Source organism: Neobacillus drentensis NBRC 102427, assembly GCF_001591445.1.
Classification (GTDB): Bacteria; Bacillota; Bacilli; order Bacillales; family Cytobacillaceae; genus Neobacillus; species Neobacillus drentensis.
The window spans coordinates 190,919-203,448 of sequence record NZ_BCUX01000009.1; the positions used below are offsets into that span (position 1 = coordinate 190,919).

Here is a 12,530-nt window from a genome sequence, read left to right on the forward strand (position 1 = left end):
AACAAAATTTATATAAAAACCGATTAAATTACTTTTGCTTCGCTATGAAGAAGATGAACAAGTTCCTTTACTTGATCATTCAAATCCCCAGCTAAAACTCTGCCCGCTTCTTTTTTAGGAGGCAAATAGATTTCAATTGTTTTAGTTTTTGCTTCTACATCGTCTTCTTCAAGATCAAGATCGTCTAATTCTAATTCCTCAAGCGGCTTCTTTTTAGCTTTCATGATTCCCGGTAGTGAAGGATAGCGCGGCTCGTTCAGACCTTGTTGTGCAGTTACTAATAGAGGAAGACTTGTTTCAATGACTTCAGAATCGCCTTCTACGTCACGAGTAACCGTTACATTTGTTCCATCAATTTCTAGCTTCGTAATGGTTGTTACATAAGGAATATTCAAAAGTTCAGCGACACGTGGTCCAACTTGACCTGTTCCGCCGTCAATCGCCACATTTCCGCCGATGATTAAATCTGCATCTTTATCCTTTAAATATTCAGCAAGGATTTTTGCTGTGGTAAATTGATCTCCATTCTCAACATCGTCTTCCGTGTTGATGAGGACAGCTTTGTCAGCGCCCATCGCAAGTGCTGTACGTAATTGCTTTTCAGATTCTTCACTTCCAACAGAAATGACTGTTACTTCTCCACCCTTAGCATCGCGGACTTGAATGGCTTCTTCAATCGCATATTCATCATAAGGATTGATAATAAATTCAGCACCATCTTCGTTGATTTTTCCACCGCGAATTGAAATTTTCTCTTCTGTATCAAAAGTTCTTTTCATTAATACATATATTTTCATGGTTTCCCTCCTAATATTTCCGAGCATTCGCTCAGTTTGAAAGATTAAGAAAACTTTTAAGGAAAAAATTTTTTTATTTACCTTCCACTGCAAAAAAATTAGTGTAAAGCTTATTCCCCTTTAAATTGTGGTTCTCTTTTTTCAATAAAGGCTTGGATGCCTTCCTTGCCATCGTTCGAGACAAATACCTTACCAAATAGCTCTGATTCTTTTTTTGAACCTTCATAGAACTCTTCTGTTTTTGCATAGTTTAATAATTCGATAGCGGCTTTTATCGAGCCTGGACTCTTCTTTGCGATTTTTCCTGCGAGCATATAAGCCTGTTCCAATACCTCAGTTTCTGAATAGGCATGATTGGCTAACCCATATTGGACAGCTTCCACACCTGTAATTGGCTCAGCAGTGAACAGCATTTCAGCAGCTCTTGCAACTCCAACATATTTAGGCAGCCGCTGCGATCCGGCAAATCCAGGAATTAACCCGAGTTGCAGCTCTGGAAGACCAAGTTTGGCATTTTCACTGACTAGGCGAATGTGACAAGCCATGGCGAGTTCAAGACCACCACCGAGTGCCGCACCATGGATTGCCGCAATAATCGGCTTCGGAAATTTCTCCATCCGGTCAAATAACTCTTGACCAAACTTCCCAAGATTAGAAAATCCCTCTGAAGAAGTCACCGTTGTAAATTCTTTAATATCCGCACCAGCGGAGAAGAACCGGCCTTCACCGTGAATGACAATCGCTCTAATTTCACGGTTTGGTTCGATTTCATCCAATACTGCCGACAATTCACTTAAAAGACCTGAAGAAAGGGCATTTGCCGGCGGACGAGCAATTGTAATCGTCGCAATATTATTTTGATGCGACCATCTTAAGTATTCCAATCTAACTCCCCCCTATTTCAAAATCTACCGGCTTCCGCAGCCATTGATTAAAAGGCGATGGACTGGGGACGCCAGTGCAAGCAAATCATACTTTTCCTCGTTCATTACCCATGATGTCACGGTTTCATCTATTGTTCCGAATATCATTTGCCGGGCCAGACGAACATCGAGGTCGACGGAAAACTCTCCTGTTTCTTTGCCTTCAAGAACTATCTTATCGATTACCTGTAGATAACCTTTTAGAACATCATTAATTCGAAGTCGCAAATCCTTATTCGATTGCCGTAATTCGAGTTGTGTCACGATGGCCATATGATGGTCTTCAGAAAGCATACTGAAATGAGCTTCTATCATCTTTAATAATTTCTCCACCGCCGTCCCTTTTCCTGCTATCATTTTATTTATTTTTTCAATAAAGCTTCCCATTTTTTCTTCAAAGAGAGAAATAAGGATATCTTCTTTGTTTTTAAAATAAAGATAAATGGTCCCATCCGCCACTCCGGCCTGTTTGGCAATTTTTGAAACCTGAGCTTGGTGATATCCATTTTCAGCGATGACAACCACTGCCGCATCAATAATTTGCATGTATTTTGGTTTACTCTTCTTCAACTATATCCCTCCTCCTGAGCGAAAAGGTCCGTTTCAGTTAATCGATTTAAAAAGAAAAATATGAATGAATAGTCATTCATATTTTAATAATAGTGATTAACTGTATATCTGTCAAGATATACTATATACCATCTTCGGCTTCCGGACAAAGGGACAGGCCTAATCTGTCAAAAAAAAGAGGGAGCCTTAATCCTGAATTTATGCATGTTTTTGATTTTCTTCTTCTTCTATTTTTTGTTTATCTTCTTCAACCAACATCCGCCTTAAAATTTTTCCAATCGCCGTTTTTGGCAGCTCTTTCCTAAATTCATATATTCTCGGAACTTTATAGGCAGCAAGATATTTTCTTGAAAAGTGGTTCATTTCCTCTTCGGTTACTGATGAACCTTCTTTTAAGACAATATAGGCTTTTACCGTTTCCCCGCGATATGGATCCGGTATTCCTGCTGCTACCGCCTCGAGAACATCCGGGTGCTCATATAATACTTCTTCTATCTCTCTAGGATAAATATTGTATCCTCCAGCAATTATCATATCCTTCTTACGGTCTACCACATAAAAGTATCCTTGTTCATCCATATAGCCCAGGTCCCCCGTATACAGCCAACCATCCTGTAATACTTCCTTTGTATCTTCTGGACGATTCCAATAGCCCTTCATGATTTGCGGCCCTTTGATGGCAAATTCGCCAATTTCCTTTACCGGGACAGGTTCTCCGGTTTCCATCGATACAATCTTTACTTCTGTATCTGGCCAGGGGACACCAATACTGCCCTTAATCCTTGGTACATCCCATAGAAAGTTCGCATGTGTAACGGGCGAGGCTTCCGTTAAACCATACCCTTCAACTAGTTTCCCTCCCGATACTGCCTCAAACTGCTCCTGTACTTCAATTGGCAGTGCAGCTGAACCGCTAATACAAGAATGAATCGAAGATAAATCATATTTTTTTAAATCAGGATAATTTAATATTCCAATATAAATTGTCGGAGCCCCGGGAAACAATGTCGGGCGTTGTTTTTGAATGGTCTTCAATGTTGTCTCGATATCGAATTTAGGTAATAATATCATTTTGTTAGCTTGCATCACCGATAAAATGAGTACGGTTGTCATGCCATAAACATGAAAGAACGGGATGACCCCCAGCACCGATTCTTCTCCTGGTTTACATTTGTACAGCCATGCTTGGCACATCTTTGTATTCGCTATTAAATTCTTATGTGTGAGCATAACCCCTTTTGGGAAGCCCGTGGTTCCTCCAGTATATTGAAGAAGCGCCACATCTTCAGCCGGGTTAAAATCATAAATCTTTAGTTTTTGAGGCTTCATTTTTATGATTTCCGAAAGTAAATGCGTACTTCCTTTGTGCTGTACATTCACGACAATTCCATATTGTTTTTTCTGGATGTAGGGATAAATTAGATTTTTAGGAAATGGTAAGTAGTTCTTGATAGCGGTTACAATTATATGCTGCAAGTCTGTTTGCGGCATCACTTTTGATACGCGTGGGTAGAGGATGTCGAGTGTGATGATAGCCTTTGCGCCTGAATCTTTCATTTGGTATTCAAGTTCACGTTCCGTATATAACGGGTTGGTTTGAACAACAATACCGCCTGCCATTAATATCGCAAAATAACTAATTACTGCCTGAGGTGTGTTTGGAAGCATAATGGCGACCCGGTCACCTTTTGAGATACCTAGAGTCCCTTGCAAATAACCGGCAACATTCATTACTTCTTCGTAGAGTTTCTTGTAGGTGATTTCTTTCCCCATAAAGTGAATAGCAACTTTCTCCGGATATTGATGAGCAGAATTCACTAAGTATTGCTGTACTGGCTCCGTGGTGTATTCCAGTGTGACGGGAATTTCTTTTGGATACAGTGCCTGCCACGGTTTTGAATCATACATAAGATCCCCCTTTTCTATGTGGATAATTATAAAAATTCAAACTTCTCTTCTATTATAGTACAGTACTAGGCATTAAACAATTGAAGATACTACAAAAAAATCACCACTGAAGGGCTTCAGCGATGATTTTTATTTAAGTAAAAAATAACATATAAATTAAGCCGATTAGTAAAAACAAGCCGCATAATCCAAGAAGTATTTTAGCTAATGTCTCCACTTTTTTCTTCTCCCCTTACGTAATCCCTGCACCGATGACAATTGAAAAACCAATCGAGATAACCATTGAAATAAACCCAACGGCGCGGTTATCATTTTGGATTTCTTCGTCAATTTTAAATTTTGGCGTTAAAAATTCAAAGATAAAATAACCCACTAATAATAGTAAAAAGCCATAAATCCCCCAACCAACCATTGACAGCAGGGAATTGTTCTGTTCAATCGTATAGCGAAAGATATTGGCAACTCCCAAAATTTTCCCTCCGGTTGCCATCGCCACTGCCATATTACCTTTTTTTATTTCTTCCCAATTTTTATATTTGGTCACCATTTCAAAGATAGCTAAAAAGACAACTAAGCATAGAATCACTACGCTATAATAAGCAGCGATTTGTATATATTCGTTCTCCCAAAACTGGTCCATTGTCAAAACTCCCCGGACATTATTTAAACTCAACGATGGTTACACCTGATCCGCCTTCCCCAGCTTCCCCAAATCGAATTTTTTTAACTTGACGATGGTTTTTTAAGTATTCCTGCACACCCTGTCTTAAAACACCCGTACCTTTGCCGTGGATAATCGATACCCGCGGATAACTAGACAGGAGGGCGTCGTCAATATACTTTTCCACCTTTAGAAGGGCATCTTCATACCTTTCTCCACGCAGGTCTAACTCCATTTTCACAATTGAATCCCGGCCTTTTACAATCGCCATCGGTTTGGTTTCGACTTGTTTCGGGGTGCTCATATATTCGAGATCTTTTTCTTTCACTTTCATTTTGAGAATTCCGATTTGAACCTGCCATTCATTCGCTGAAACCTTTTCAACCAACATACCCTTTTGATCGAAGGTAAGGACCTTCACCTCATCACCTGGGATAAACGTATGTTTTTTAACTTTCTTGTTTGCGAGCGCAGCTGATTTTGGGATTTCCGGTGCTGCCCCTTCTAACCGCCTTTTGGCATCAATTAATTCATGCTCTTTAATTTCCGCATGCTTCTCTGTACGCATTTTGCGAAGGTCACGGATTACCTTGTCGGCTTCGCTTTTCGCCTCTTCCACGATTTCCCCGGCCTTTTCTGCCGCTTTTTCAATCATCGAGTCTTTTTTCTCGTAAAATTCCATTAGTTGATTTTGCAAGTCTTGATGAAGTTTTTCCGCAGATTTTAAATAATCACGGGCTTCTTCCTGCTCTTTTTCTGCCAGCCGTTTACTTTCTTCTAACGAGGCGATCATCTTATCAATTTGGTTCGTATCTTCACTCACATGTGAGCGTGCCGCCTGAATGACATGCTCATTTAAGCCAAGTCGTTTTGAAATTTCAAAGGCATTACTCCGTCCTGGCACACCTAATAACAATTTATAGGTTGGGCTTAATGTCTCAACATTGAACTCAACACTTGCATTCAATACACCTTCACGGTTATATCCATATGCTTTTAACTCAGGGTAGTGGGTCGTAGCAATCACCCTTGCCCCCCGCTTGTGAACCTCATCTAAGATGGAAATCGCTAAGGCTGCACCTTCTTGCGGATCGGTTCCAGCACCAAGTTCGTCAAATAATACCAGGCTATTAAAATCAACTCGATTTAAGATTTCGACGATATTAACCATATGGGATGAAAAGGTACTTAAACTTTGTTCAATCGACTGTTCATCGCCTATATCAGCATACACCGCATCAAAGACGGCTAGCTCTGAGCCATCATAGGCTGGGACCTGCAAGCCTGCCTGGGCCATTAATGTACACAACCCTAGTGTTTTTAAGGTAACCGTTTTACCGCCCGTATTCGGACCTGTAATCACAATAGTTGTAAAGTCTTGCCCCAGCATGATATCGTTGGCAACCACTTCATCAATCGGAATGAGCGGATGTCTTGCCTTAAATAAAGCAATTCTTCCCTCATTATTCATGGTCGGCATCGATGCTTTGATTCGCTTTCCATATCTTGCTTTGGCAAAAATAAAGTCCAAATTCGCGAGAACTTCCACGATTACTTTGAGTTCGCTCTCGTGCTCGGCTGTTTCAGCAGATAGCTCCGATAGAATTCTATCGATTTCCAGTTGTTCCTTGACACGAATATCCTGCAGTTGATTATTTAATTGGACAATCACTTGCGGTTCAATAAACAGGGTTTGTCCCGATGCACTCTGGTCATGAATAATCCCGCCGTAATGCCCGCGATACTCCTGTTTAACAGGGATAACAAAGCGGTCATTACGAATTGTGACAATCGCGTCGGAAAGCATTTTGCTGGCATTGGATGACCGAATCATACTTTCTAGTTTTTCACGAACCCGTGACTCATTGGACCGAAGCTGATGCCTTAATGAACGAAGCAGATCACTCGCGCTGTCTAACACCTCGCCGCCTTCATCAATGGCTTGTTTGATTGCTTGCTCAAGATTCGTTAACGGAATAATCCGCCCTGCTTGTTCAAACAAAATCGGTATTTCTGTTCTCTCATCAGCAAAATCCACGATAAACCGCTTCATTTGCCGGCTTGCATGGATGGTACTAGCAATTTGGACGAGTTCATGCGAGCTTAGCACTCCACCTATTACAGATCGTTTGATGTGTGCGCTTATATCATGGACACCTGAAAGTGGGACATTCCCTTTCACACGGAACACCGTTGCAGCCTCATCTGTTTCTGCTTGAAGTTTGACTACTTCTTCAAAATCAGTTGAGGGCACTAGGCCAATTATTTTTTTCCTACCAAGTGACGAGGCAGCATGTTCTAACAGCTGCTCTTTTACTTTCAAGAATTCTAATACCTTTAAAGCTTTTTCTTGCATGGAGATAACCTCCCTATCCTCTATTATGCAAAAATTCTAGCAGGTCATTTTTATCTAAAGCATTAAGGACGGATGACTTTTTAATCCAGCCCTTTTTGGCAGCTGAAATACCGATTTCCATATGCTTTAATGTATCCATTTTATGAGCATCCGTATTGATGAGAATTTTCACCCCTGCATCCTGAGCTTTTCGTAAATATTCAGCTGCCAGGTCCAGACGGTTGGGATTCGCATTTAATTCTAATGCCGTATTGGTTTCTTTGGCGAGTTCAATCAGTAAATCAATATCAACATCATATCCTTCGCGGCGGCCAATTTTTCTGCCGGTTGGATGAGCAATTAAATCGACATGGGCATTCGTCAAGGCGTTTTTTAAACGCTCCATAATTTTTTCCTTTGATTGGGAAAAAGCTGAATGTATAGAGGCAATCACGAAATCCATGTCAGCAAGAAACTCGTCGTCATAGTCCAGCGTGCCATCTGGAAGAATATCCATCTCCACACCCGCTAGAATAAGAAAATCATCATACTTTGCATTTAATTTATTAATTTCTTCTCTTTGTTTTAATAGTCTTTCACACGTAAGTCCATTAGCCACCTTTAAATATTGTGAATGGTCCGTAATCGCCATATATTGATAACCTCTAGCCCGGCAAGCTTCAGCCATCTGTTCGATCGAATGGGCACCATCGCTCCAAGTAGAATGCATATGAAGATCGCCCTTAATATCTTGAAGTTCAATTAATTCCTCTGCCTTAGTGAACGTTTCCACTTCCCTGCCATCCTCTCTAATTTCCGGAGGAATGAAAGGCAGGTCGAAATGCTTGAAAAATTCTTCTTCCGAAGAGAAGGTGAGAATTTCCCCTGTCTCAACATTTTCCACGCCATACTCACTGATTTTTTCACCGCGTTCCTTCGCCAATTGCCGCATCCGGACATTATGTTCCTTGGATCCAGTAAAATGGTGCAAGGCTGTAATAAACTCTTCTGGTTTAACCAGACGGAAATCCACAGAAATATCATAATCATACTCAAAGACTAAGGAAACCTTTGTATCGCCTGCACCAATCACTTCTTTTATGTTTGGAAGCTTTAATAGATGCGCGCGCACTTGTTCAGGCTGAGTTGTAGCGATTATAAAATCGAGGTCTTTAATCGTCTCTCTCATTCTGCGTAAACTGCCCGCACGTGAAAACTGATGAATATCCGGTGTATCTCGAAGAGTTGCTTCAATCTGCTCAGCAATTGGAAGCATGTATGCTAACGGCAATCGTTCCGGTCTAGAGCCGACATTAGCAATGGCACTAAGGATTTTTTCCTCTGTCTTCTTGCCAAAACCTGCGAGCGCTTGAACCTGTCCTGCTTCACAGGCTTTCTTTAAACTGGAAACATCCACGATATGTAACTCTTTGTATAACTTAGCAATTTTCTTGCCGCCAAGCCCCGGGAGCTGCAGTAACGGGATGAGTCCTCTTGGCACTTCCTCCTTCAACTCATTTAACACCGAAGAAGAACCTTCTTTTATGTATTCATCCATGACAGCAGCCGTGCCTTTACCAATTCCTGAGATCGCGGTAAAGTCCTCAATCTCTGTTACACTGCGTTCGTCTGTTTCTAAAGCAGTAGCTGCTTTACGAAAGGCAGAAACCTTGAATGGGTTTTCCCCTTTTAACTCCATATAAATCGCAATTGTTTCTAGCAAACGAATGATTTCTTTTTTATTTATTTCCATTTTATTATCCACCTACCTACTATTTAGCATTTTCATTTTATCCTACTTTAAGGCATGAATAGAAAAACTTCTCTGCTACAGAGAAGTTAAAGCAGTTGTATATTCAATCCACATGCTTTTTATCTGCTGTGAAAGGATAGGAGTGTGATTCACAATCGCTTTTGCCAAACTCGATTGATCCAATGCGGTTTGTAAAAATTCAATTGGCAGAAGGGCCGAAATATATAATAAAATAAAAATAACTAAGTAAATCTCAATGAAGCCGAGCAGTCCCCCGCCCAAAATATTCAACTGTTTGAGTATAGGCAAATGGGCAACAAAGTCGAGCATCGAACCAATAATTTGCAATAACGCTTTTACAGCAAAAAAGATGATCACAAAGGCAATCGCACGATAAAAAGCGGCCTCCATATTACTGCTGTCCGTCAGCAATTTTAAGGTTGTCACGTTCCCGAAATTTGGATAAGGTATCCAGAGGGTTAGCTTGGGTGCCAACTGTTCGTAGTATGAATTTGCTGCGACATATGCAATAATAAAACCTATTAAATGAACAAGCTGCAGAATAAAGCCTCTTTTTAGGCCAACAAAGAAACCCATAATTAAAAAAGTAATAATTGCTAAATCTAACATGTTTTCTTAGTCCTTTTCTTTTAGTAGTTCTGATTGGAGCCGATCTAATTGGTCTTTTATTATCAGGTAATCATTGACTGCATTTACGGCTGTTAAAACGGCGAGTTTGCTTGCGTCTAGATTTGGATTCTTAGAACTGATTTCGCGCATTTTATTGTCAACTAATGAGGCCACATGCCGAATGTGACTTGGACTTTCCGACCCCATAATAACGTAAGCTTGACCGTATATATCTACGGTTGTTCTATTTTTTTGTTTATTTGACAATGTCCTGCCTCCATTCAGAGAATCCTACACTATATCATAACATGAACCGTTATCTATGGAAAAGTTAAAGCGTATTTTATATTTATTTAGAAATGTGGTGTTAATAGTATGGGTAATATTGTATTGAATCTGGAAATGAATAAAATAATGGAAATGCGAAACTATTACGGAAAAAATTTATTAGATAAAAAGATTCCTGGTAGTGTATTTGCGGCGAAAACACCTGCCTGTATGATCACAGCTTATAAATCAGGCAAAGTATTATTTCAAGGAAACGATAGTGAAAAGGAGTCAAGCAGATGGGGCAGTGCAAGTACATCCTCCAACAAACCTGCCTCCTCTTCTAAACCGAAATCCTCAGCGAAAGGTGACCTGCCAACCGGCATCGGTCAAATGTCTGCGATTGGTTCAGATGAAGTTGGGACGGGAGACTTCTTCGGCCCGATCACTGTTGTGGCAGCTTACGTGAAAAAGGAAAATATACCTTTGTTAAAAGAATTAGGGGTCCGGGATTCGAAAGATTTGAATGATGACAAAATCATTGCGATTGCGAAGGTCATTAAAGATATTATTCCCTTTAGTTTAATGACTTTAAAAAATGAAAAGTATAACCAGGTCCAACAATCTGGCATGTCACAAGGAAAAATGAAGGCGATTTTACATAATCAAGCGATCTTAAATGTACTAGACAAGATTTCACCTGAGAAGCCGGAAGCGATTCTCATTGACCAATTTGTTCAAGCAAGTACCTATTATCAACACTTAAAATCCCAAAAAGCGATTGCCAAGGAGAATGTTTATTTTAGTACGAAAGCGGAAGGTATTCATTTAGCGGTCGCTGCAGCAAGTATTCTCGCCCGCTACGCGTTTATCCAATATATCGATAAACTTAGCGATTCTGCCGGCTTTAAGATTCCAAAAGGTGCCGGGGCACAAGTAGATGTGGCGGCAGCAAAGTTAATTATGAGTAAAGGCCATGACATTCTTCCATCTTTCGTGAAGCTCCACTTTGCTAATACCGATAAAGCAATCGCGCTAGTTAATAAAAAACGAAATTGAAATGTTTTTTGTGGTGGTTGCGAATAAATTTATAAAAACGATGTGTGGAGGGATTGTGATGGCAAATAAACTTAGTGAAGCGGAAATAACTACAGCACTGGCTGAATTAACGGGTTGGAAATTGGACGGGAAATTTATCGTAAAAAAGTACCGCTTCCGTGAGTTTTTACAGGGCGTGGCGTTCGTGAATGTGATTGCCCAGCTTTCGGAAGAAAAAAATCATCATCCCTTCATTTCGATTGATTATAAATTAGTGACACTAAGACTTACCTCTTGGAATGCAGGCGGACTGACCGATTTAGATATCGCTTTAGCAAAAAACTATGACTCCATTTATGAGAAAATATAATTTAATGCGAATTTGAAAGAGGTTGCCCTTGGTGCAACCTCTTTTGGTGATTTTTAACTAGTAAAAATATGATATTTTCTCTTTCTAATTACATAAAAATTGCACAAATTTACTACCATAATGAAATTTTAAATTATATCAGCGCAAAATACGGTTTTATCAGCGATTCCGCACCATTTATCAGCGATAAATTCAATATATCAGCGATTATTCATTTTTATCAGCGAACTGAAATATTACCATGGGATTGTTCTTCGGAAAGTAATAGCGTCCCTTTTTTGTTCCAGAATAATTAAGATTTACAGAAAGCAGTAATCTTTTTGCTGTATCATGTGATTTTATATGAGCAAATTCTCGAAACTGCTGGTTAGTAATTTTCGAATCAAATAGTAAAAAGTAATCACTCAGAGCATTTTTATGAGCATCTTTTGAAAATTTGTCGCATGAAGAGCAGTACCATTTGTGTTTCTTACGAATAAGTGGAAAATGATTGCAGCTGGGGCCAAAAACACCGGTCAATAAATTTGCCTTGTTAATTCCATATTTGGTTAAGATATAGTTGGTTGGGATTTTATTCATTTTTACAAGGAGACGGCTCAGCTTTCGAAGATCTTTGGAATCAAGAAGAGGGGTAGAATATTGTCGCTCAAAAAACTGAATTTTATTTAGGAGAACATCTGACTTACATACTCGTGGCTTTACTTTATGAGCGTTTTTGCCTGTGATGACATAGGAAGCATACTTATTGCTGATGACTACTAAGTGATCAACCGGTACTTGGGGAAATTTATGTTCGGCCATTAGCTTCTTTATATATTCTTGATGCCTTTTTGCTTGGGCAAGCGGGTAGGGGTAACCTTTTTCCTTGTCATTGTTGATTTGAATAAACTGCTCATTTTCCGTATCGAATATTAATTTACCAGTCATATGTTTCACTTCAAGAATTAGGGCGAATTCTGGTGTCAGAAGAAGGGTGTCAATTTGGCAGTTGTAGTTACCATCAGGAAGGTTTAAATCGTGGAGTATCATGTATTTATCAACTGGAAGGAGGCGCAAATAATAATCAAGACTTACTTCACCTTTATACCCAGCTTGCCTTCTCCCCTTCTCCTCTATTATTTGCTGATACTTTGGGTAATCCAGAGGAAGACGCCGGCATAATGCCTCTAAAATGAGAAGTACTAATGGAATTGTTCTTTCTTTTATAATCAAAACTATCACTCCTTTCATTTTATTAATGTAGTTCTGAGTAGACCCTGAAAACCCTGCCGAATATTA

Annotated in this window: 12 protein-coding genes; 2 read left to right on the forward strand and 10 right to left on the reverse strand. The window is 39.8% G+C overall.

What is annotated here, in order from left to right:
* Positions 1-23 precede the first annotated feature (23 nt).
* The 9 genes from BDR01S_RS05970 to zapA all read right to left on the reverse strand — a co-directional run bounded on the left by BDR01S_RS05970 (position 24) and on the right by zapA (position 9,844).
* Positions 24-797 (reverse strand): electron transfer flavoprotein subunit beta/FixA family protein, encoded by a 774-nt coding sequence (locus BDR01S_RS05970; RefSeq protein WP_066258019.1) that lies wholly within the window; start codon positions 795-797, stop codon positions 24-26.
* A 110-nt stretch (positions 798-907) separates the two neighbouring features.
* Entirely contained in the window at positions 908-1,681 is a 774-nt protein-coding gene (locus BDR01S_RS05975) for an enoyl-CoA hydratase (RefSeq protein ID WP_066258022.1), read from the reverse strand.
* A 24-nt stretch (positions 1,682-1,705) separates the two neighbouring features.
* A complete protein-coding gene (gene fadR / locus BDR01S_RS05980; RefSeq protein WP_066258023.1) occupies positions 1,706-2,290 on the reverse strand; it encodes a fatty acid metabolism transcriptional regulator FadR in 585 nt (194 codons plus the stop codon).
* Positions 2,291-2,488: 198 nt separating this feature from the next.
* Positions 2,489-4,198, reverse strand: coding sequence for an AMP-binding protein (locus tag BDR01S_RS05985; protein WP_066258026.1), 1,710 nt, complete (start codon positions 4,196-4,198; stop codon positions 2,489-2,491).
* Between the two features lie 232 nt (positions 4,199-4,430).
* Entirely contained in the window at positions 4,431-4,838 is a 408-nt protein-coding gene (locus BDR01S_RS05990; RefSeq protein ID WP_066260308.1) for a DUF350 domain-containing protein, read from the reverse strand.
* Between the two features lie 19 nt (positions 4,839-4,857).
* Positions 4,858-7,215 carry an endonuclease MutS2 gene (locus BDR01S_RS05995; protein ID WP_066258028.1) on the reverse strand — a complete coding sequence of 786 codons (2,358 nt, stop codon included), beginning with the start codon at positions 7,213-7,215 and terminating at the stop codon, positions 4,858-4,860.
* 13 nt (positions 7,216-7,228) lie between these two features.
* Positions 7,229-8,947 (reverse strand): DNA polymerase/3'-5' exonuclease PolX, encoded by a 1,719-nt coding sequence (gene polX, locus BDR01S_RS06000; protein WP_066258029.1) that lies wholly within the window; start codon positions 8,945-8,947, stop codon positions 7,229-7,231.
* 75 nt (positions 8,948-9,022) lie between these two features.
* A complete protein-coding gene (locus BDR01S_RS06005) occupies positions 9,023-9,577 on the reverse strand; it encodes a CvpA family protein (RefSeq protein WP_066258033.1) in 555 nt (184 codons plus the stop codon).
* 6 nt (positions 9,578-9,583) lie between these two features.
* Positions 9,584-9,844: a cell division protein ZapA gene (zapA, locus tag BDR01S_RS06010; protein ID WP_066258035.1), complete on the reverse strand. Its 261-nt coding sequence runs from the start codon at positions 9,842-9,844 to the stop codon at positions 9,584-9,586.
* A gap of 108 nt (positions 9,845-9,952) precedes the next feature.
* Between zapA and rnhC the strand changes: the two genes are divergently transcribed.
* On the forward strand, positions 9,953-10,903 hold the full coding sequence (gene rnhC, locus BDR01S_RS06015) for a ribonuclease HIII (protein WP_066258038.1): 951 nt from the start codon (positions 9,953-9,955) through the stop codon (positions 10,901-10,903).
* A 58-nt stretch (positions 10,904-10,961) separates the two neighbouring features.
* The gene (locus BDR01S_RS06020) at positions 10,962-11,252 is read left to right on the forward strand and encodes a 4a-hydroxytetrahydrobiopterin dehydratase (RefSeq protein WP_066258040.1); all 291 of its coding nucleotides are present in this window, start codon (positions 10,962-10,964) and stop codon (positions 11,250-11,252) included.
* Between the two features lie 207 nt (positions 11,253-11,459).
* Here the strand turns inward: BDR01S_RS06020 and BDR01S_RS06025 are convergent, their stop codons facing one another.
* Positions 11,460-12,464, reverse strand: coding sequence for a nuclease-related domain-containing protein (locus BDR01S_RS06025; protein ID WP_066258041.1), 1,005 nt, complete (start codon positions 12,462-12,464; stop codon positions 11,460-11,462).
* Positions 12,465-12,530 lie beyond the last annotated feature (66 nt).

Bases quoted from the DNA above. Each gene is read 5' to 3' on its own strand.
- BDR01S_RS05970 (WP_066258019.1), bottom strand. From the start codon at position 797: ATGAAAATATATGTATTAATGAAAAGAACTTTTGATACAGAAGAGAAA.
- BDR01S_RS05985 (WP_066258026.1), bottom strand. From the start codon at position 4,198: ATGTATGATTCAAAACCGTGGCAGGCACTGTATCCAAAAGAAATTCCC.
- BDR01S_RS05990 (WP_066260308.1), bottom strand. From the start codon at position 4,838: ATGGACCAGTTTTGGGAGAACGAATATATACAAATCGCTGCTTATTAT.
- BDR01S_RS05995 (WP_066258028.1), bottom strand. From the start codon at position 7,215: ATGCAAGAAAAAGCTTTAAAGGTATTAGAATTCTTGAAAGTAAAAGAG.
- polX (WP_066258029.1), bottom strand. From the start codon at position 8,947: ATGGAAATAAATAAAAAAGAAATCATTCGTTTGCTAGAAACAATTGCG.
- BDR01S_RS06005 (WP_066258033.1), bottom strand. From the start codon at position 9,577: ATGTTAGATTTAGCAATTATTACTTTTTTAATTATGGGTTTCTTTGTT.
- rnhC (WP_066258038.1), top strand. From the start codon at position 9,953: ATGGGTAATATTGTATTGAATCTGGAAATGAATAAAATAATGGAAATG.
- BDR01S_RS06020 (WP_066258040.1), top strand. From the start codon at position 10,962: ATGGCAAATAAACTTAGTGAAGCGGAAATAACTACAGCACTGGCTGAA.